The following is an 18,691-nucleotide window of genomic DNA, read 5'->3' as shown; positions in this document are numbered from 1 at the left end:
CTTGTAGATAAATTGGCCTCTTTAATCACTTCGGCTATTTTTCAGGCAATTGCTGACAAAGATCACCTATGTTTGAGGCCAACGTATTCTAATCCTTCGCTATCTTTCCGCCAACATTCCGGGATAGTGCTTAGCGATGATGTCGTTCATCTTCTCGACTAACTCAGGCTTTTTGAATGTGATATGCGCTGTGCCCTTCTGAAAGTAGCGGATTGAGAAGTATGAATCGTCATAAACATCCTTGCCAGGATTATCGCGAATGTGGTTCATCAGGTTGATAGCGATGTCAGCACGATTATCCGGTATTGCCATGTAATCGAGCAAATACAGCATTCGTTCAAGATCTGCCAGTTGGTCCCGCTTATATCCCCACGTCAGGCTAAATCCCCAGCGGTTGTGCGTCACCAGATTGTTAATGATGATCTTCTTACCGAAGAAACACGGGCTGTTGGTTTTGTAATTCCATGACAGCCCTTTAAACACGTTGATGATGCCGCGCTCAAACACCTCCGCTTTGCTCTGGTGCAATTGTTCAAACGTGCTGAGAATATTGGCTTCACTGATGGCCGGTAGATCGCCATCTTCTAAGTTCTGATGCCACTGGTCACGCGCCTGCGCGTCCATCAGCGAGAGCATGCCTGACTTCCGCATCAGGTCGCGCCAAAGGCTGCGGTCAATATTGCGGGTAATTAGTGGCATCGCTTTCTCCGGCTTTTCCATCAGCCAGCAGTCATATCGATGCCCTTGTTTCATCGCCCAGTCGGCAGCATTGCCACCACCGATTCCGGCAATGAGCTGAGAAATGACGTTAAGCTGCTGATTCAACTGTTCAATCTGCACCAGCGCTGAATCACGTCCGGTGACGATGCGTTCGATGCTGGTGGAGCAGATGATATCAGTATGGTCGGTAAGAACGTCAGATTCCGGTTGCATGTTGTCTCCATAAATGAAAACACCCGCCTGTTTGAAGGGCGGGTGCATGATTTGAAATGAGAAATGAAGGTAAGAAGATTGAGTCAGCACCGCTACCACTCAAAGGTGTCAAACCCCGCCAGCAGTTCGCCAAACGCATAGAGATGAATTAAGCCGATGCCGTAACGGCTTATCAGTGTGGCAACCAAGCGTCGGCAGGTCTTCGACAGCCCCAGCCGCTTCAGGCGCAGCAGCGGAAATGACCGGGCATCCAGCCGGATGAGATAACCCGAGCCGGTGAAGTGTATCCACTCAGCATCGCCGTATTTCTGCACCTCGTGAGAAAGCGTATAAAGCAGTGCATTATCTCCGCTGGTGATATGATCGGTGCTGCAGCAGACGCCTGTAAGGTGAGAGCCAGAAGGCAGCGGGTTTTCAACCACCACCTTCCCGGGCTTTTCCGCAATACGCAGCGACAGTCCCTGCGTATTAACGGCATCCATCAGCTTAGCGATGTCGATACCGTCAACCTCCACTGCGATTTTGCCCATGTTCAGCGCCAGCACGCTGATGCTGTCAGCGCTGAGGTTCAGACCGATTTTCACTTTGTTTTATCCTCCCGATACCGGCCCGTTGTGATGCGGGTGATGGTGCTGTAACCGCTGCTCACTATCAGCCCGGTTGCACGTCGTGCACGCAGGATGTCGATGGCAGCAATCAGCGATGAGCGCCCGGTGAGACTGGACTGGCTGTTGTCGGTGCGCACCAGCTCATACCTTTCCACAATGAAATTGACGGCGTCGCACAGAGAAATACCGGCGTTAATGTGTGCCTGAATCACGCTGTCGTCTCCAAGCGGCGTATCGTTGAGCGTGAGGCCATAGTGTTTATCCAGCAGATGTGTAAGCAGCAACTGCCAGACCTGCACGGGCGACGGGCATGACTCAGCCGCCCGGGGTTCCGGTAACGGTAAATTTTGCATGTGGTGTGATCCTGTTGTCAGAGGCGGCTGGTCAGCCGGTGACTGCCTGAGTGGGATAAATCGCGATGTAAACGTAACCGTGTGAACCGAGGGTGTCGGCTTTGCAGGTCAGCCCGTTGTGATACAGAGTGATGTGTTGCTGATGGCGGGGATTCAGCTCACCGGCTGAAAGCCTCTGTTCCAGCTGCTTCATTATCAGCGGGAAAGCCTGGTCAAGGCGCAGTGCCTCATCATCGCTGAAGTCGCCGGTAAAACCTGCCCTGTCAGCCAGGAAATGCAGTCGGTTGCCTTCCTGCACCAGTCTGGCACCAAAGCACGGCGTTTTACCGCACGTCAGTCCCCATTGTTCAGAATGCATATGGCCTCCTTTATGACCAGCCGCGTTCGGCGAATGAAACAATCTCTTTGCTGCCGACAATCAGATGGTCCAGCATGCGCACCTCAACCAGTGCCAGTGCTTTTTTCAGGCGTTCGGTAATGCGCCGGTCGGCATCGCTGGGTTCGGCATGACCGGAGGGATGATTGTGGGCAAAGATGGCTGCGGCGGCGTTATGGCGTAATGCGGCTTTCACCACCTCGCGGGGATGAATTTCCATGCTGGCGATAGAGCCGCAAAACAGCGTTTCGTGTGCCAGCAACCGGTTCTGATTATCCAGAAACACCACGATAAACACTTCCCGCTCCAGCCCGGCAAGGTTCAGTCGCAGCCAGTCGCGGGTGGCGGTTGCTGAGGTAAACGCCACGCCCGGTTCGCGCAGGTGATTTTCCAGCAGCGTCAGGGCGCGTTTTACAGTGCGGTGTGAAGTGAGCGGATGCTGCAATAAGGTATTTTCCATAGTGCTCTCCGCAATCAGTCGATGATGTGCATGATGGCGCTGCTCTCAGGATAGCTCAGCGCAAATTCACGAAGGCGATAGTAGTGCTCACTCATGGCGCGGCTTCCGGTTCTGCAGGCATGGTGGCTCCAGTTCAGCAGGCAAACGGTAATGCCAGCGGCTTCACTGCTCATCTCCGTGCTGTTGCCATTCAGCTTGTTGAACATGGCCCAGTTATCTTCGCTGTCAGGTGCGATGAAGGCTCCGCCGTTGCTGAGTGTGTAGTAATTCCAGTATCCGCCGTTGTAGGCGCCGCACAGGCGATCCATCCAGGCGAATGCGCGAGGCTCCAGCAGCATCCATTGAGGGATTTTTCCGAAGTGTTCAGGCCAGAATTGCAGCCGCATTTCGTCTGAAACTAAATCGGCGGTAATTAAAGACTCTTTCATTGAAATATTGCCTTATCTATCGTTGGTTTTAATAAAAATCGGTTTGCTAACGGGTAACAGATAAATAAAAAAGCCCCCACTGCATAAGCAGAGGGGGCTGTTAGCTTTATGTTTTAAACTATGTGCGTAGTCTATTTATTCATAGAGACTGTTAGGGGTTTATAATACTGTGTGTCGAATACTGATAATGGCAAGCTGACCTCTTTGCCATTTTCAATTTCGGTTGCCTTAACAACTTCAACCGAGGTAGCGTCATCGTTGCAAGTGGTTTCAAGATAAGCATTTTGCGATCGTGTGGCGTCGCTGTCGCCAAAGGGCTCGACATCCATAACACCCTCTTCGAGGGTGCCTCCCTTGTTATCTTTAACCCGCATAGTGACAGCAAGCTTGTTAAAACCCTGGCCGCTGCCGCCATTGTCCAGACGGAACTGAAGAGAACATATCCCGCCAGATACCCAGACGCTGTCAGTATTGCGAATGCTGATGTAGCGCTGCTCTTCTGCAGAAGCTGACGAAATGCCTGATACAGCCAGAGCTATTATAGCCAGAATGGCTCGATTTCCTTTTATCATTGATTATCTTCCTGATTTTTAGGCATGTAGATTTTACCCATCTCTTTTCCGTCATGGGAATAAATGACCGATTTTTCACCGGTATAGTTATCGGTTTCTTCTTTAAAGCTCAGCGTAATGTTATCGGACAGGCAAAGCGCAGACATGAGTGGCTGGACGGTCTTTTCCCGCATGTCGGCGATGTAATAATAATGACCTGATTTACATCCATCCGGTGATTTCACCGTTTTGATTACCCGGTACTGCTCCTGACCAAATGCATCTTTTTTGATCCACTGGTAGGCGATATCCTTTTTCGACGACACGATGTCGCTGAAAGGAGGCGGTGTTAAATCGTGATATTTAGAAATCGTTTTAATACCACCATCATCAGTGCTGTCGCATCCTGTCAGCAACACTGAAGTCGTGAAGGCAACTGCAACCAGCAGTTTTGGAAACAGAATCATTGGCTCTCTCCCTGATTAACAATTGCCCGTCCTGCGGCACAATTCTTTTAGGCTCTCTTTAGCGACCCACTGCTGCAATGCACGTTCATCAGACGAGCGTTTAGCATTAATAGCCGCTTGCTGCTGCTTGTTCACACAGTTATCCGGGAAAACAGCAACAACTTCTGGCTTAAACCGCTCTCTGACCTGCGCCAGTTCCTGAGCCGCATTTGGTCGGGGAGGAAAACTGGCGGTGATGTCATCCTCAGCCTGGTTCAGCGCCAGCGCTTTTCCATCGATGACAGCAAGAAAACATCCCTTCCCGTTATCATCACCCTGATACACTGAAGACAAATCTGAGCTGTAACCACTCTCCGACTTGATCTTCAGATGGCGCACCGTCTTGGACGTTTTATCCGCCAGATAGAAAGAACCACCGCCGCGGACGCGCAGCAGGAATTGTTTCGTCCACGGATAGTTATCGATGATTTCGGCCTGATACAGTGCGTTGTGCATCTTATCGAAATCATATCCATCTGCTGACTTCCAGCCAGCGGATTGCATATAAGGCCACGCCTTGACCGTTCCGGTTATTGTCGCGCTACTCTGAAATGTCGCGGCGAGCATCAATGAGGCAATCAATGCCTTAACAGGGGAGTATTTCATTGTTGGTTGTCCTTTTGAGGTATTAGCCGAATATCAGGTCCGGCGAGTAGCGACTGAAAGAAACGAAAATGGGGAAGCGCTCTGATGAATTCAGAATCTGAAATCAGCGCCAGCAGAGGCTCGTTCATGGTGAAATTTTCATTAGTGACGGCGATGGTCTGAATATCGGTCAGGGTAAATACCGATATATGGTCCCTGAGCTCGCCCGTGAGATACCAGCGACCTTCGAGCGAGATCAGACGATATGGCGCAAGTTGCTCACAACGGTGTCCTTCAGCCAGCAGCGTGATGCGACGCCGCCCGGTGATAGCGGAGGTAATTCGCTGAAAAATACCCTGATGAGCCTCACCCATTGATGATGCGGGCTGCCAGACAATACACGGCGCTTCGATGCCGCTTTCAAGCAGGGTATTGACCAGGCGGTGATCGAGTCCCGGAAATAATCCAGCCACACCACTCTGCCGGGCAAAAGCCAGTGCGATGTGCTCACGCCGGACCACGTTGCCCCCGGTAAGCAACCGGCAGTTTCCGTTGTGATATTCCAGATCCAGATAGATAAGCCGCTCCCGGAAATCACGCCGCAGAGTTCGTACTGAAACGCCGAACTCAACCGCCAGTTTGCTCAGGTTCAGCGTCTCTCCAGCGACCAGGCGGCTGATGATCAACGACAACCTTATGGCAAGTTTGTCATAGCGACGTTCGGCCTGACACATAGGTCATCTCCGTAATTAACATGCTGAAATATTGGGGTTATTTTAAGGGAGGGGTCGGACAGGTTATGACCGCACGAGAAAATATTTTGATATTTGCTGAAGCGGGGTTGCAGGCGGGATACAGTGGAACTTGCCGCAGTTGACCAAATCAGGCCAGGTACAATGCGGACAGGGTGTGTCCGTAATTTGTTAACTGTTCTGCCAAGCTATACAGGCGTGCGTCCCTGAACATGTTCAAGCATGGTTTCAGCCATCACCCAGAGTGCGCGATTAAGTTTCACATCACCATCAATGCCCCGCACCGCGCGGGTCTGTTGGTTTCTGCCCTGCGCATTTCTGCCTCTGATCCCGCCTTTCATCAGGTTTTCCTGGATGCGCTGGTATGTCGTCCAGAGATCCGGGCTCTCGTCCTGCCAGCGTCGTGGCGATAAAATTTGCAACTCAGTGACGGGCTGATGCTCATCACCAAAGCGATAGATGAGCGCTGCTTTTGCCAGCGCCTGCTGAGCCGGTGGAGGAAGCATCAGTTGCTGCATCTCCTCCCGCTTTTCTTCAACGCGCCCAAAGATGCCCAGCACTTCATAAGCGCCTTCAATTACCCGCTCGACCACATCACCTTTGTGAGGTACGCGAACCTCTCCAAAGGTTTCACCGCAAATGAGTCCGTTCTGGCACACTGCGCGGAATATCCCCGGCAGCATCTGGTAGGAACTAGAACCATCGTGTGAGTTAAGCAAAATGATCTCTGGCACCTGATTGCCCGTTATCTGTCCTTCCCTGCGCAGTCGCAGCATGTGCTTGGTATGGTCCCGCTTACTGAGATCTCTGACACGCGTCTGGCAGGCGAAGAAAGGCTGGAAACCTTCCCGTTTCAGATTGTCCAGCAGAGTGATAGTGGGAATATAGGTATAGCGCTCGCTACGGGAATCGTATTTAGTTTCACTGAAAATACTGGGCACAGTGAAAAATAGTTCATCGTGCGTTAGAGGGCGATCTTTGCGAATGACGTTGGCAGAACCAAAACGTGAAGCAAGTCGTACCATAATTAACTCCTGATTGCATAATAAACAAAAGGCCCCGACGCGCACGCGTCGGGGCCTTACAGTATGTATTCGTGGATATGACTGTTTAGAAGAAAAAATCCCATAAGGAACGAGCGATTGAAACGACTGCATCACGAATTTGATGAATCATCGATTTTACTGGCCTGGGAACCACAGGAAGCGAAGCCACTAGATCAAGAATTCCTCCGACGGCGCTACCAAAATCGTTTCTTGCCGTCTCTTTGACGCGCTCAGTTCGAAGATGACTATATAGTTGCGCTGTTACAGGGCTACTGGATTTTTTCGGCAGACATTCGACCATGACTTCGACCATCTCTTTCAGATTCCAGTTGGTTTTAACTGAAATGGCGCAGACCGGATTGACTGGCTGCAATTGCCGTGTGATGTCCCGAGCTTTGAGATCGAGATTAGCGATTTGAAGGGGTGAAGGTTGGTTGCTTCTGAAGTCCCATTGGTGACACGGTTCAATTTTGTCAGCCTGGTTAATGACAAATAACACTTTGCTTTGAGAAGGAACGTCTAATACATGTCTGTAAAAATGCTCATCTCCCGCTAGCGCCCGGTCATCGGCTTTTATCACCCAGATTATCAAATCAACTTCCGGCAGCAAACGCCGATAAAGCGATGTATATTTACGGTCACGTTGCTGACTTTCACCCACACCCGGAAGATCAATTAGCGTTAAATAACGGTCTCCAGTTTGTAAGCGAAAATGCAAAGCATCACGGGTACATGAGCTAACATCACTTACTGGCGATACTTCGCCCTGAAACAGAGCATTGCAGAGGCTGCTCTTGCCCGCCCCAGTTTTACCCATAATGCCAATGACAGGTTCTGAGTTTACTATTTCACTGATTTTTCCCAATATGGCATGGGTAGTAGGCAGTGGTAAATATTGTAATCTATTCTCTATGGCTTTATATCCGTTTGATTTTGTCATTTATCTCTCTTGGTAACCATGGTTAGCTTATTAATAAAATCATTACTTCAAAGGGATAATATATATTTATTATTTATTTCAATCCGTTCTTTGATGAGCTCCAATTCCTGTATGAATAATCAATAATCTCCTCTAAAACTTCATTCAACTTCATCCCTTTAAACTTCGCCATTTCCTCAACTTTCGACTTGGATTCACCACTGATGTAGGTATTCAATACCTTCTTATCTTTAACACCATCTCTAAATTTCTTCTGTGACCACGATTTTTTTAGTTTTATAAAAAACAAATCCACTTCAGCATTTCCACGATTTGATATCCATAAATCCAAATGGCAAAATATAAATGCACTTTTTAACTCATTATTTTCAAACGACGGCATAGTTAAAAACATTCTTTCATCATGTAGTCTTTTTAAAATCCAATCATACTCACCATTTTTAGTTTTAATGATTTTATCACTATCTATCCAAAGAGAATGCAATGTTCGACAAACGCTTTGATGCCATTGTGAACATTTCAAGTTTATAAAGTTGGTTATACTTTCTCTACCATGCCTTAACGCACAATAATCTATAAAGTTCACAATAAGGTTAGTATCAACATTACCCCAACATCTGTTTTCAACGATTTTCATAAATGCGAAGTTGTAGAAAAAATTTGATTGAAATATGACAGCATATTCTTTCCAGAGACTAATAAGCATATAGTTTCTAGATCTTTCACTTTTCAACCAATCCAGACATTCTAGATCAACCAAACTGTTCTGGAGTTGTCTCTTTTCACTTTCAAAAAGATCATCACCTGAAATACTTAAATCATCAAAAGAAGATATTATTTCATCAGATGCAGATTTTTTAAAATGGCTAAACCTAACTAAAGAAAAGAGATCTTTTACTTTTTCTTTTGAAATGAAGCTCTTTTCAAAAAGATTAATGAGCAGTTGAAAATTTATTCTTGATTCTTGAGTTGTCACTAATTCTTTAACCATGCTCGTACCTTAATTTATATTAAACAACCATAATTATACGTAGCTTTAAGTGTAGCTTCGTGTGTAAATTTTTTCGTAGAAATCATCGTAGCACTCTACATAAAACTCTACGTAGTAATTTTTTTCGAAAAGGATTGTCTTACCCTGCTAAATGGCCTCTAGTTCTCAAAATGAACGTGCTCACCCTAACTTAAGAGTAGAAAATGTGCTGTATCGATGATGTCTGTACTTGTGCACCCCCCCTATGCCTCTGGGTTTTGCTAAAAAAGTCACGGTCATTCCCAAAGTGAAAAGTGTCGGATTGGTAATATTCATGGTGGCTTAGAACGTTAGTAATGTACTGAGGTCTTTGTATTACCACTGTGGTCTACAAAATCACATGACACTCATCCACTATGTGTAAACAATATGAGTGGTTGAAAATGAATAACAGAATTATCAATGACCCGGTTTATGGTGAACTGTGGGAGCATTACGTTATAAGAATCGAAGAGACAATCGGTAAAGCATTGGAATCCCACTCCAGGACATTAGCGTTGAGGTTCGATTTAAGACTATCCGATATAGATCATGAAAATTTTGGAGGTACGGACAGCAAAGCTATCACTCGCTTCTTTCAATCTTTGAAGGAGCAGATTCACGCCGACTTATTAAGAAAGAAAAAAAATAACAAGCGTAGTCATCCAACTAGCGTTCGCTATGTATGGGCACGGGAATTTGAACAAAGCGGAATCAAACCTCACTACCATATCCTACTCCTTCTAAATAAGGACACTTACTGTGCCCTAGGTAAATATGACTCCGAAATTCATAATTTAGCCTTCATGATTAAAGAAGCATGGTGCCGTTCCTTAGGGTTGGGAGAAACCAACGTACTGCGAGCTCATACTTTGGCTCATTTCCCAAAGGATCCACTAGTGTGGTTGGACATTAATAAACCTGATTTTAATGAGTCCTATCAGAAACTACGCCACAGATCGCTTTATCTGGCAAAAGTGCGCAGTAAACATAACGAGGATGGATATAGAAATTTCGGAACTAGCCAGAACTAACGATTAGTGAACTCAAAATTTTTACAGGAAAAGCCAGTGATATGACGGAGAGTATGCATAAATCGCTTTCCGGCTCACTATCAACTGGAGCCACTCACCATGACCACAAATCCAAACATAATTGACGATCAATTCGTAACTATGGAATTCATTACCCATTTAACTGGCCTGACAGACAAATGGTTCTACAAGCTGATCCAGGAGAATCACTTCCCTAAACCAATCAAATTTGGTCGAAGCTCTCGATGGTTAAAAAGCGAAGTGGAAGGCTGGCTAAATGAGCGCATCAGTCATTCACGGCAGTAACGTATCCGGCCCATCGACTTACCCGTTGGAAATGTATTTAGGTGACATCGAAAGCATTTGTCACCTAGATACTAATGAGAAAAAAACATGAAAGAATATAAAACGCGCTACGAAGAGATTCTTAAATATTACCAAACCTGGCTGATGGAATTTTCAAAGCTCGCTGTTCGACAAGGGATGTGTCATCAGAACATTTATTACTCTCATCACCTGATGATAGGTTGCTTAAACTTTCCCAACAAAGAACCTGCTCATGCGGTTGTTCCTCAGTGTTTGCACAAGATAATTTTTGGCCCTCAGGTGGAAAAATCTCAACCTCCACTGGATGATCAAAATGTTAGCTTGAGCACGCAGGAACATCTGTTGGTTCATCATCCTATGCTTGAAGGTGTCTTACTCTCTGAATGTGTTCGCTTGAAACAACGTTCATTAGCCAACAAGTTAATCAGCCTGTTTCAACAATTTAGTGGCACCGAAATACGCATCAAATTTGTTTGGCTTTGCTGGTACGATTTGATGTTAGGTAATGATCTAACCGACTGGATTGAGAACCTAAAATACAAATCAGATGCGGAGGTAACTCAATGGGTGTGCGACCGGCAGGCAGAGAATGTCGCACTGACCAACGCGATGGATGAGTATGCCTTATTCGCATATCGCACGGTGGTCGCTCCTTAAACGCACTCTTAGGCTTGTCTTTCTCATTCGCTATTTGATCTTACCCACGTAATGTGGACACGGCCCTAAGAGAGGGTCTGGTTTTCAAACTGGACCGGGCTGAGACCGCCACAGGAACTGTGACGTCGCCACCGATTGTAATCACACTCGATATAATTAAATACCATCGTTCGCATTATTTCCCGGCTGGTAAAGTGTTCCCCATGGATGCATTCCACCTTTAGCGAGTGGAAGAAGCTTTCCGCACAGGCATTGTCATAGCAGCAACCCTTTGCACTCATGCTGCCATGCAGATTGTGTCGCTTCAGTAACGCCTGGTAATCCGCAGAGCAATACTGTCCACCACGGTCGGTGTGAACGATGATATTTTCCGGACGTTTTCGCTGCCAGAGTGCCATTTGCAGTGCATCGCACACCATCTGTGCCGTCATCCGTGATGACATTGACCAGCCGATAACGGCACGGGACACAGGTCAATAACCACCGCCAGATACAGCCAGCCCTCATCTGTGCGAAGGTACGTTATGTCTCCCGCCCACTTCTGGTTCGGGCCGCTGGCGCTGAAGTCCTGCTTCAGTAAATTCTCCGATACCGGCAGGCCGTGCTCACGGTAGCTGACCGGGCTGAACTTCCGGGAGGCTTTCGCCCGCAGCCCCTGACGACGCAGGCTGGCGGCAATGGTTTTGATATTGTACTCCGGCAGTTCTCTGGCCAGACGAGGCGCGCCATAACGCTTTTTTGCCTCAGTGAATGCCTTACGGACGGCGGCAACGCAGATAAGACGGCATTGCTGGCGCGGGCCTGGCTGATGGCGGCGCAGACGCCAGGCATACCAGCCGCTGCGGGCAACCCGCAGCACCCGGCACATGGCTTTAATGCTGAACTCAGCCTGATACTTTTCGACAAAGACATACTTCATTTCAGGCGCTTCGCGAAGTATGTCGCGGCCTTTTGGAGAATGGCCAGCTCTTCATCCCGCTCAGCCAGTTGCCGCTTAAGGCGGGCATTTCAGCGGCCAGTTCACTTTCAAGCTCTGACGCGGTCACTATCTGCTGTTGCTTGCTGCGCCAGGTATAAAGCTTTGATTCATACAGGCTGAGTTCGCGGGCCGCGGCAGCAACACCAATTTTCTCAGCAAGCTTCAGCGCTTCGTTGCGAAATTCAAGCGAGTGCTGCTTACGGGGCTTTTGGCTGGTCGATGTTGGTTTTGTCATGAGTCACCTCTGGTTGAGAGTTTACTCACTTAGTTGCGTGTCCACTATTGGTGGGTAAGATCAATTCACTTGCTGTTTAATGCCTGAGGATAGCCCCTTAAACTCGTTCCTGTTTGACGATTCAGCTTTTGCCAACTGACGTGCTCAAAAAATCTAATGGTGCCCACTACTTAATTCCGCCGTGAAGGCTTGCTCTTCAGATGATAGCGCTCAATATTTAAGCAGCATCGACACATTAATTCCATTCACGGAGCATGGGTTTCATCTTCAGGGATAAGAACATTGCCTTCCAACACTCGCGATGCAAACTCTAGGTCCCATCATTTACATTGATACCCTGCTGCAGGACACCATCCTGTTCGAGATGGATGTCCTTCACAATCCATCATTAAAGCGTGATGAAACGTTCTATCGTCGCGGCTGCAAACTCGTTGAAACGCTGAAAGAGCTGTTGGAATCCCAGCAGTCGGGTGATGAGTTTACTCACCATCTGCTCTATGCCTAGTGCGGCTGGCTCGATCAAATCGTGCTTAGCATTGCGTCACAGCAGGAAAATCATGTCTGGCTATCTGCCCCACTGTAGTAACGTTATGGGTTTCCTGTTCCGGGTAACAGCGAAGGGAGGTAGCGTGTCATAACGCTAAGTTGTAGTGATCGCTGATATCATCCGGCTAACGGAACAAGAACAAAACCAAAAAAATAAAGGTATTTTTTGTACAGACATGCGCTATTAGATGCTCGCTACTTTTTTGGGGTCTACCGAAATCGCGTTCAGGATAAATCTGGCATGGAACCCGCTTCAAAGTGAAAACCCTCATTCCATGTTTATTCCTAGGTATCAGTAACTTCAGTGATGTTTTTCCTTTATCAAACTGAGCGTAAGCTGTTCAAATACGTACGTGCGTTATTACCCAGTATCGGTAAATAATTCTGCCTCATCACTGAAAATGACTAACGCCTCTAAACTCTCCTATCACCGCAACGCATCCTGCCCGGATGTCAACTCAGCGTCGGCAGTAAGTTAAGCTGGCAAAATCTGCACTCGTTCTCGTCATACAAAAAGTGGATATCAAAACTAATTTTCGTACGTAAAATATCACGTAAAAAGACTGTAAAATCTGCTGTGCATTACGTAAAATATCACGTAACAGACTTTTCTCGTTTTTACGGAATTCAAGTATGGCTAGTGTTGATGCAAATTACTGTTACTCTTTTCCCGCTATACGTGGCATCCAGGCTGGTCGTCCCTTCTATATCGCCACATGTCCAATGCGTATCATCCCAAAAATTTTCAGCTTTGATGAAAATGATGTTCCCCCGGAGCTACGCGCACAACGTACACTAAATAAATCGCGTATCCCCGAAATGGTGCGTTATCTTCTAGAAAATCCGAAGGATTATGTGTTTTCGGCGCTGACGGCCTCCATTGCCGTTGATGTACAGTTTGATGAGTTCCCCGGCACGAACAATCTTGGGACGTTATGCGTACCGATGGATGCGCAAATTTTGATCAACGACGGTCAGCATCGCCGTAAAGCGATTGAAGACGCCTTAGATGCTCGCCCTGAGTTGGGGCAGGACAATATTCCGGTGCTGTTTTTTGTCGATGAAGGTTTGAAACGCAGCCAGCAGATGTTCGCCGATCTCAATAAATACGCCATTCGTCCAAGCCCGTCGCTGGCATCGCTTTACGACCATCGTGATGCCAGTTCAAATCTGGCACGTTATCTGGCAATGTCTATAGAGCCGTTCGTAGGGATGACCGAGCTGGAAAAATCCGGTATTAGTCAGCGGTCAAATAAATTATTTACGTTAAGCAGCATCAAACAAGCCACTCGTGCACTGTTAGGCAAAGATCCTAAAGAGAGTAATTTTGAAGAGTGTACGCAGATAGCCACCCGCTACTGGCAGGCTATCTTTCATGTAATGCCGGACTGGCAATTAGCAGCAAAAAAAGAGGTTTCACCGGTTCAGCTACGGCAGGACTATGTTCACGCTCACGGCATTGGTTTGCAAGCTCTCGGACAACTGGGTCACGCCCTGCTGATAGAATACCCGGAGCAATGGCAGGATAAAATTGCTGCACTAAAAACCTTTAACTGGCGTAGAAATAATCCAGAACTGATTAAACGCGCGATGCAGCACGGTAAGTTAAGCAAGACCAGTACGGCGATTCAACTCACCTGCAATGCGCTTAAAACTGCGATCTCAATTCCCCTCACTCCTGAAGAACAGGAGCTTGAAGCTCAAATGGTTGCCTCATGAGTAAATTAGTTCAGGCCTTCGATCTGGCCGAATACGAAGATTTTATTAATCAGGAGCAGTTCGCCGAACGTCCTCTGGCCGAATATGTTTCCGAAGTACAAAGAATTTATTGTGCTGATAAGCGTCCGTGGGTGATTGGCTACAGCGGTGGGAAAGATTCTTCCGCCGTGATCACCTTGGTGTACCTGGCATTGCTTGGCCTGCCTCCGGAAATGCGCAGTAAAGATGTTTTTTTAGTGTCATCCGATACGCTGGTGGAAACACCTGTCGTTGTAGATCTCATAAAGAAAACGATGTTGCAGATTGAGGCAGGAGCAAAGCGCTATGGCCTGCCAATAACCCAACATGCTGTGATGCCAAAAACCCATGAGACCTTCTGGGTTAATCTGCTGGGGAAAGGTTATCCGGCCCCAACCCGGAGTTTTCGCTGGTGCACTGAGCGGATGAAGATCAATCCGGTCAGCGACTTTATTAAAGATAAGGTCAGCCAGTTTGATGAAGTGATTGTTGTCCTCGGCTCGCGTAGTAGCGAAAGTTCTTCCCGTGCACAGGTAATAGCAAAGCACAGAATTGATGGCTCACGCTTGGCCCGGCATACCACACTGGCAAATGCGTTTATCTATACCCCTATTGATACTTGGGATGTAGAAGATGTCTGGAAGCTGCTGCGCGGTGCTTTCCGCTATGCTCCTGGAGATATCGAAGAATGGGAAAGTCCGTGGGGCGGAAACAACCGCCCGCTATGGACGTTGTATATGGACTCTTCCGCACAGGGCGAGTGTCCACTGGTGATCGACGAAAGTACCCCTTCCTGTGGTAACTCCCGCTTTGGCTGCTGGACCTGTACCGTAGTCACCAAAGATAAAGCGATGGAAAGTCTGATCAAGAATGGCGAAGAGTGGATGTCCCCTTTGCTGAAATATCGCGATCTGCTGGCATTTACCACCGACCCCGTGAATAAAGATATGTTCCGCAACTATAAGCGCCGTACCGGTAAAGTGAGTTATCAATATGCCAAGGACGGCGAAGAAATCGGTGCGGAACGCAAGCATGTTCCCGGCCCTTACTGGCTCAAATATCGTCAGAAGTGGCTTAAAGATTTGCTGGAAATTGAGCGCGATTTGAACAATCAGGGCCATACCATCACGTTAATTACGCAGCCGGAGCTACACGCTATTCGACAGGAATGGCTGAAAGATCCTAATGAGCCGGACTGGTACGATACTTTGCCAGGTATTTATCGCGACGTTTACGGGAAAGACCTGGACTGGGTTATTGACGACCAGTCACGTTTCAATGCTAGCGATGCGGAACTGCTTGAGCAGATCGCCCAAGGGTTTGAGGTGGTACCTGAGATGATTATGAAACTGATTGAGCTTGAGGTTTCTATGGAAGGACTCAGCCGCCGTCAGGGTATCTTCGACAAACTTGGCACCATCTTGAAACAAGACTGGGGCAGTCTTGAAGAAATTAAACAGCAGCAACAAGCCTTACAGAAACGGAACGACCGAGATATTCACCAGGATGAAGTAGCAAAATTGGAAGCCGAACTACAGATCTTGCAGCGCAGAATTGCCGAAGTGAGCGAGCCGACTCTTCTTACCAGTGAGGAAAAAGAACGTGTTAATTAAACAGCTGGTATTGCGTAATTTCCGTGTATTTAATGGTACTCATGTCATTGATTTGGCCCCGAGAAAGCGCCAGAACAATGATAACCCGCGTCCAATAGTTCTTTTCGGTGGGCTTAACGGAGCAGGAAAAACATCGATTCTGTCTGCAATCCGCCTGGCATTGTATGGTCGGTTAGCGTTCGGCCAAGCAACTCAACAACAAGAGTATGTTGAAGAACTCAGCGCATTAATTCACAACGGATCAACCACTGATGAACGGCCAAGTGAAGCTTCGATTAAACTTGTTTTCACCTATAACAAAGGCGGGCATGAAGCTGAGTTTACCGTCACGCGCACATGGAAAAAAGGGAAAAAGGATCAACTATCTCTCCAGCAAGATGACCAACTTCTTGAAGAGTTGGATTATGATCAATGCCAAGGTTTCTTGAATGAATTAATTCCGCATGGAATTGCCGATTTGTTCTTCTTTGATGGTGAAAAAATTGCAGAGCTCGCTGAAGATGACTCTGGTAATGTTCTGCGTACAGCCGTACGTCGCTTGTTAGGTTTAGATCTCATCGCGAAACTTCGTAATGATTTGATGATCTTTGTTAAGCGTCAGCAATCCAGCCAGCTAGCAGACTCCCAACAACAAAAACTTGCTGAACTTGAAGAACAGGTTAAGCAGTTTGCTTTTCAGACAGAGCATATTTTAGAAAAAGCTGATTTTGCCAAAATACGAATTGATTTTCTATCAAAAGAAATCAACCGATATGAAGCACTTCTGAATGCACAAGGTGGTGCTTTTGCTCAGACAAAAGCACAAGAAAAACAGAAAGTTGACACTCTGTTAAAAGAAAAAGATCGCCTTGAAAAAGCATTGCGCCATGAATGTGATAGCTCGCTACCTTATGCGCTGGCACCTAAGACTCTAGGGCTATTGCTTGAGCAAATTAGTGCAGAGATACAAATTAAGCAGGCAAACAGCTTTGAAAAGGAATTAACTCAATTTCTTACGCAGCTGAAAAATGATATTTCATTCCGTTCAGGAACTACTGGCAAAATTGCTGCCGAATCAATTGAAGATAATCTGAAAGATTACCTAGCTGGAAAACCTAAAGGTGAGCTGTTATTTGACATCTCCGAACGCGAAGCTGGGATGATCCAACAATCGATCGAAAAGGACAGCAAGAAAGCGTGGCAGCGTTTTGATCTTTATCGTAACCAATTGGCTGAAGTTGAAGAGCAGCTTGAGCAAGCCGCGGCAAACATTGCTCGTGCACCGGAAGATGATCAACTTATCGATATATTTGAAAAACTTCGGGAACTTGACCGTAAACGTGAGAGTAAACGGCAGGAGTATCGCTCGCTGTTGGAAGAAGCAAAACAAACTAAACAGCTGCAACTGGACTGTGCTCGTCAGGTACAAAAAACACACGATCTGGCACGTAATCAACATAACTCCGATAGTGCATTTAATAATGCCCAAGAAACAATCAACCTGCTTGGCCGCTATAGCGAGCTTTTAACTCAAGCAAGGGTGAAAACGCTCTCAGCGAATTTTGAAGGTGCTTACCGTAAATTAGCTCGTAAAGAAGATTTGCAGCTCAATGCACACATCAATCCTGAAACGTTTGATGTGGAATTAGTGGATGAAAACGGCTCAGTGATCAATCGCAAGCTACTATCTGCCGGAGAGAAACAGATCTATGCGATTGCGATTCTTGAGGCCTTGGCAAAAACTTCTGGTCGTGATTTGCCGGTAATCATTGATACTCCGTTAGGCCGTTTAGACTCTCAACATAGAGATAAACTGATTAACCATTACTTCCCGTTTGCCAGCCATCAGGTAGTGTTGCTGTCTACAGATACGGAAGTGGATGAGCGTTACTTTGTCGATCAATTGCGTGATGATATCTCTCATGCTTATGAGATTGTGTTTAATGCGCATACAAAATCATCGGCGCTAAAACCTGGCTATTTCTGGGAATTAATTAAGGAGGCTATCTGATGCTCCCGAATCGAATGGTGCTTAGTCGTCAAACTGAAGAGCAGCTTAAAAAATTGAAAGGGTATACCGGGATTACGCCGAATATTGCCGCCCGACTGGCTTTTTTCCGCTCGGTGGAGAGTAAGTTTCGTTATTCGCCGGAGAATGATGATAGGAAATTGGATGGTGCGTTGGCGCTGGATAAAATTACTTGGCTGGGGGAAACATTGCAGACTACAGAATTGATATTGAAGATGCTTTATCCTAAGCTCGACCAAAAATTGATAATTAAAGCATGGGCAGCACATGTTGAGGATGGAATCGCTTCAGTTAGAAACCATCGAAATTTAAGAGACTTTTTAATTTCATTGTAATGATAACTATTATGCCAGTGCATAATGCACTGGCAATTAAGGATATAAAATGGAAATTACTTTCGATCAGATTAAAGAACTAACAGAAATAGTTAACAGCAAAGATTGGGTAGATTATGTAACCTCCATCGGGAGTTTAATTAGCTCCCTGGCAATAATAATTTTAACCTGTTACATTTTTTTTAAAACTCCTAATCAAACTGCTCGTAGCAAAGTTTATGAAAAAGAAGTAGATCTATTATATAAAGCCTTCGATTGCTTTTGCTTATTTTCCGATGCTGTAGGGTTATATGCCTCAAACAAACACAGAAAGTATAAAACATTGAGCGATCCTGATAATAAACCATTAGAGGAAAGCTTTAGTGATAAAGAAAAACAGTCCTCTGAAAATGTTTACCCTGCTTTTAAAGAACAAAACATGGCTTCCAGCCTCTTACATTCAATAGGCGCGTTAGAACCTAAAAAATGTGTAGATAGTTATAAGGAGAAAACCGTAGAACTGAGAAAACTTATAATTGATTTTGAAAGAAGCAATGAAAAAACCAACACTGAAAAATGCAAGGGAATTTCAGATAAAATTGGAGTGATAAGAAACGAATTAGATACGATAAAAGACTGTTTCTTCAATAAGATAAGAGATTTTAAGGACGAGATAAAAAAACAAATTTAATAA

At 46.3% G+C, this 18,691-nt stretch carries 22 protein-coding genes and 1 pseudogene; 9 read left to right on the top strand and 14 right to left on the bottom strand.

Features of this window, described 5'->3' with window-relative positions:
- Positions 1-99: 99 nt before the first annotated feature.
- The 13 genes from HFD95_RS04275 to HFD95_RS04215 form a co-directional block, all read right to left on the bottom strand.
- Positions 100-933 (bottom strand): DUF4942 domain-containing protein, encoded by an 834-nt coding sequence (locus HFD95_RS04275; RefSeq protein ID WP_167429884.1) that lies wholly within the window; start codon positions 931-933, stop codon positions 100-102.
- 92 nt (positions 934-1,025) lie between these two features.
- Positions 1,026-1,517 (bottom strand): DUF5983 family protein, encoded by a 492-nt coding sequence (locus HFD95_RS04270; RefSeq protein ID WP_167429883.1) that lies wholly within the window; start codon positions 1,515-1,517, stop codon positions 1,026-1,028.
- Positions 1,514-1,894 carry a TA system toxin CbtA family protein gene (locus tag HFD95_RS04265; protein ID WP_167429882.1) on the bottom strand — a complete coding sequence of 127 codons (381 nt, stop codon included), beginning with the start codon at positions 1,892-1,894 and terminating at the stop codon, positions 1,514-1,516. Before HFD95_RS04265 ends, HFD95_RS04270 begins: the two co-directional genes overlap by 4 nt.
- A gap of 31 nt (positions 1,895-1,925) precedes the next feature.
- Entirely contained in the window at positions 1,926-2,252 is a 327-nt protein-coding gene (locus HFD95_RS04260; RefSeq protein ID WP_167429881.1) for a type IV toxin-antitoxin system YeeU family antitoxin, read from the bottom strand.
- Positions 2,253-2,262: 10 nt separating this feature from the next.
- Positions 2,263-2,730, bottom strand: coding sequence for a DNA repair protein RadC (gene radC, locus HFD95_RS04255; RefSeq protein ID WP_167429880.1), 468 nt, complete (start codon positions 2,728-2,730; stop codon positions 2,263-2,265).
- A gap of 14 nt (positions 2,731-2,744) precedes the next feature.
- Complete coding sequence (locus HFD95_RS04250; protein WP_167429879.1) at positions 2,745-3,158, bottom strand: antirestriction protein; 414 nt, start codon at positions 3,156-3,158, stop codon at positions 2,745-2,747.
- Between the two features lie 131 nt (positions 3,159-3,289).
- Positions 3,290-3,727, bottom strand: coding sequence for an IrmA family protein (locus HFD95_RS04245; protein WP_371815225.1), 438 nt, complete (start codon positions 3,725-3,727; stop codon positions 3,290-3,292).
- Complete coding sequence (locus tag HFD95_RS04240) at positions 3,727-4,176, bottom strand: YfjS/YafY family lipoprotein (RefSeq protein ID WP_167429877.1); 450 nt, start codon at positions 4,174-4,176, stop codon at positions 3,727-3,729. The genes HFD95_RS04245 and HFD95_RS04240 overlap by 1 nt, the downstream gene beginning before the upstream one ends.
- A gap of 15 nt (positions 4,177-4,191) precedes the next feature.
- A complete protein-coding gene (locus HFD95_RS04235) occupies positions 4,192-4,821 on the bottom strand; it encodes a hypothetical protein (RefSeq protein ID WP_167429876.1) in 630 nt (209 codons plus the stop codon).
- Positions 4,818-5,534 (bottom strand): YafY family protein, encoded by a 717-nt coding sequence (locus HFD95_RS04230; protein WP_167429875.1) that lies wholly within the window; start codon positions 5,532-5,534, stop codon positions 4,818-4,820. The genes HFD95_RS04235 and HFD95_RS04230 overlap by 4 nt, the downstream gene beginning before the upstream one ends.
- 206 nt (positions 5,535-5,740) lie before the next feature.
- A complete protein-coding gene (locus HFD95_RS04225) occupies positions 5,741-6,577 on the bottom strand; it encodes a DUF932 domain-containing protein (protein WP_167429874.1) in 837 nt (278 codons plus the stop codon).
- An 85-nt stretch (positions 6,578-6,662) separates the two neighbouring features.
- A complete protein-coding gene (locus HFD95_RS04220; protein ID WP_167429873.1) occupies positions 6,663-7,538 on the bottom strand; it encodes a GTPase family protein in 876 nt (291 codons plus the stop codon).
- A 73-nt stretch (positions 7,539-7,611) separates the two neighbouring features.
- Positions 7,612-8,529 carry a hypothetical protein gene (locus HFD95_RS04215; protein ID WP_167429872.1) on the bottom strand — a complete coding sequence of 306 codons (918 nt, stop codon included), beginning with the start codon at positions 8,527-8,529 and terminating at the stop codon, positions 7,612-7,614.
- A 422-nt stretch (positions 8,530-8,951) separates the two neighbouring features.
- On the opposite strand from HFD95_RS04215, the gene HFD95_RS04210 reads away from it, so the two are divergent.
- The 3 genes from HFD95_RS04210 to HFD95_RS04200 all read left to right on the top strand — a co-directional run bounded on the left by HFD95_RS04210 (position 8,952) and on the right by HFD95_RS04200 (position 10,565).
- Positions 8,952-9,581: an inovirus Gp2 family protein gene (locus HFD95_RS04210; protein ID WP_167429871.1), complete on the top strand. Its 630-nt coding sequence runs from the start codon at positions 8,952-8,954 to the stop codon at positions 9,579-9,581.
- Positions 9,582-9,680: 99 nt separating this feature from the next.
- Positions 9,681-9,887 (top strand): AlpA family transcriptional regulator, encoded by a 207-nt coding sequence (locus tag HFD95_RS04205; RefSeq protein WP_167429870.1) that lies wholly within the window; start codon positions 9,681-9,683, stop codon positions 9,885-9,887.
- An 87-nt stretch (positions 9,888-9,974) separates the two neighbouring features.
- Complete coding sequence (locus tag HFD95_RS04200) at positions 9,975-10,565, top strand: hypothetical protein (protein WP_167429869.1); 591 nt, start codon at positions 9,975-9,977, stop codon at positions 10,563-10,565.
- A 65-nt stretch (positions 10,566-10,630) separates the two neighbouring features.
- Here the strand turns inward: HFD95_RS04200 and HFD95_RS04195 are convergent.
- Positions 10,631-11,779, bottom strand: a pseudogene (locus tag HFD95_RS04195) (IS3 family transposase).
- Positions 11,780-12,080: 301 nt separating this feature from the next.
- On the opposite strand from HFD95_RS04195, the gene HFD95_RS04190 reads away from it, so the two are divergent.
- The 6 genes from HFD95_RS04190 to HFD95_RS04165 all read left to right on the top strand — a co-directional run bounded on the left by HFD95_RS04190 (position 12,081) and on the right by HFD95_RS04165 (position 18,688).
- Positions 12,081-12,284, top strand: coding sequence for a hypothetical protein (locus tag HFD95_RS04190; protein WP_167429868.1), 204 nt, complete (start codon positions 12,081-12,083; stop codon positions 12,282-12,284).
- 674 nt (positions 12,285-12,958) lie between these two features.
- The gene (dndB, locus tag HFD95_RS04185) at positions 12,959-14,044 is read left to right on the top strand and encodes a DNA sulfur modification protein DndB (RefSeq protein ID WP_167429867.1); all 1,086 of its coding nucleotides are present in this window, start codon (positions 12,959-12,961) and stop codon (positions 14,042-14,044) included.
- On the top strand, positions 14,041-15,675 hold the full coding sequence (dndC, locus tag HFD95_RS04180; RefSeq protein ID WP_167429866.1) for a DNA phosphorothioation system sulfurtransferase DndC: 1,635 nt from the start codon (positions 14,041-14,043) through the stop codon (positions 15,673-15,675). The genes dndB and dndC overlap by 4 nt, the downstream gene beginning before the upstream one ends.
- Positions 15,665-17,665, top strand: coding sequence for a DNA sulfur modification protein DndD (dndD, locus tag HFD95_RS04175; RefSeq protein WP_167429865.1), 2,001 nt, complete (start codon positions 15,665-15,667; stop codon positions 17,663-17,665). Before dndC ends, dndD begins: the two co-directional genes overlap by 11 nt.
- Positions 17,665-18,018, top strand: coding sequence for a DNA sulfur modification protein DndE (gene dndE / locus HFD95_RS04170; protein WP_167429864.1), 354 nt, complete (start codon positions 17,665-17,667; stop codon positions 18,016-18,018). Before dndD ends, dndE begins: the two co-directional genes overlap by 1 nt.
- A 49-nt stretch (positions 18,019-18,067) precedes the next feature.
- Positions 18,068-18,688, top strand: coding sequence for a hypothetical protein (locus HFD95_RS04165; protein ID WP_167429863.1), 621 nt, complete (start codon positions 18,068-18,070; stop codon positions 18,686-18,688).
- Positions 18,689-18,691 lie beyond the last annotated feature (3 nt).

The sequence above is a fragment of the Pantoea sp. EKM10T genome (assembly GCF_011800685.1).
In the GTDB taxonomy this organism is placed as follows: domain Bacteria; phylum Pseudomonadota; class Gammaproteobacteria; order Enterobacterales; family Enterobacteriaceae; genus Pantoea; species Pantoea agglomerans.
Note: the sequence above shows the minus strand (reverse complement) of the source record. Positions and strands in the feature narration are given on the sequence as shown.

What these genes read in the sequence shown, in the direction of transcription:
- HFD95_RS04230 (WP_167429875.1), bottom strand. Translation starts at nt 5,534, where the DNA reads ATGTGTCAGGCCGAACGTCGCTATGACAAACTTGCCATAAGGTTGTCG.
- HFD95_RS04220 (WP_167429873.1), bottom strand. Translation starts at nt 7,538, where the DNA reads ATGACAAAATCAAACGGATATAAAGCCATAGAGAATAGATTACAATAT.
- HFD95_RS04240 (WP_167429877.1), bottom strand. Translation starts at nt 4,176, where the DNA reads ATGATTCTGTTTCCAAAACTGCTGGTTGCAGTTGCCTTCACGACTTCA.
- HFD95_RS04260 (WP_167429881.1), bottom strand. Translation starts at nt 2,252, where the DNA reads ATGCATTCTGAACAATGGGGACTGACGTGCGGTAAAACGCCGTGCTTT.
- HFD95_RS04190 (WP_167429868.1), top strand. Translation starts at nt 12,081, where the DNA reads ATGCAAACTCTAGGTCCCATCATTTACATTGATACCCTGCTGCAGGAC.
- HFD95_RS04205 (WP_167429870.1), top strand. Translation starts at nt 9,681, where the DNA reads ATGACCACAAATCCAAACATAATTGACGATCAATTCGTAACTATGGAA.
- HFD95_RS04165 (WP_167429863.1), top strand. Translation starts at nt 18,068, where the DNA reads ATGGAAATTACTTTCGATCAGATTAAAGAACTAACAGAAATAGTTAAC.
- radC (WP_167429880.1), bottom strand. Translation starts at nt 2,730, where the DNA reads ATGGAAAATACCTTATTGCAGCATCCGCTCACTTCACACCGCACTGTA.
- dndC (WP_167429866.1), top strand. Translation starts at nt 14,041, where the DNA reads ATGAGTAAATTAGTTCAGGCCTTCGATCTGGCCGAATACGAAGATTTT.
- dndB (WP_167429867.1), top strand. Translation starts at nt 12,959, where the DNA reads ATGGCTAGTGTTGATGCAAATTACTGTTACTCTTTTCCCGCTATACGT.
- HFD95_RS04215 (WP_167429872.1), bottom strand. Translation starts at nt 8,529, where the DNA reads ATGGTTAAAGAATTAGTGACAACTCAAGAATCAAGAATAAATTTTCAA.
- HFD95_RS04210 (WP_167429871.1), top strand. Translation starts at nt 8,952, where the DNA reads ATGAATAACAGAATTATCAATGACCCGGTTTATGGTGAACTGTGGGAG.
- HFD95_RS04275 (WP_167429884.1), bottom strand. Translation starts at nt 933, where the DNA reads ATGCAACCGGAATCTGACGTTCTTACCGACCATACTGATATCATCTGC.
- HFD95_RS04225 (WP_167429874.1), bottom strand. Translation starts at nt 6,577, where the DNA reads ATGGTACGACTTGCTTCACGTTTTGGTTCTGCCAACGTCATTCGCAAA.
- HFD95_RS04250 (WP_167429879.1), bottom strand. Translation starts at nt 3,158, where the DNA reads ATGAAAGAGTCTTTAATTACCGCCGATTTAGTTTCAGACGAAATGCGG.
- HFD95_RS04200 (WP_167429869.1), top strand. Translation starts at nt 9,975, where the DNA reads ATGAAAGAATATAAAACGCGCTACGAAGAGATTCTTAAATATTACCAA.
- HFD95_RS04265 (WP_167429882.1), bottom strand. Translation starts at nt 1,894, where the DNA reads ATGCAAAATTTACCGTTACCGGAACCCCGGGCGGCTGAGTCATGCCCG.
- HFD95_RS04235 (WP_167429876.1), bottom strand. Translation starts at nt 4,821, where the DNA reads ATGAAATACTCCCCTGTTAAGGCATTGATTGCCTCATTGATGCTCGCC.
- dndE (WP_167429864.1), top strand. Translation starts at nt 17,665, where the DNA reads ATGCTCCCGAATCGAATGGTGCTTAGTCGTCAAACTGAAGAGCAGCTT.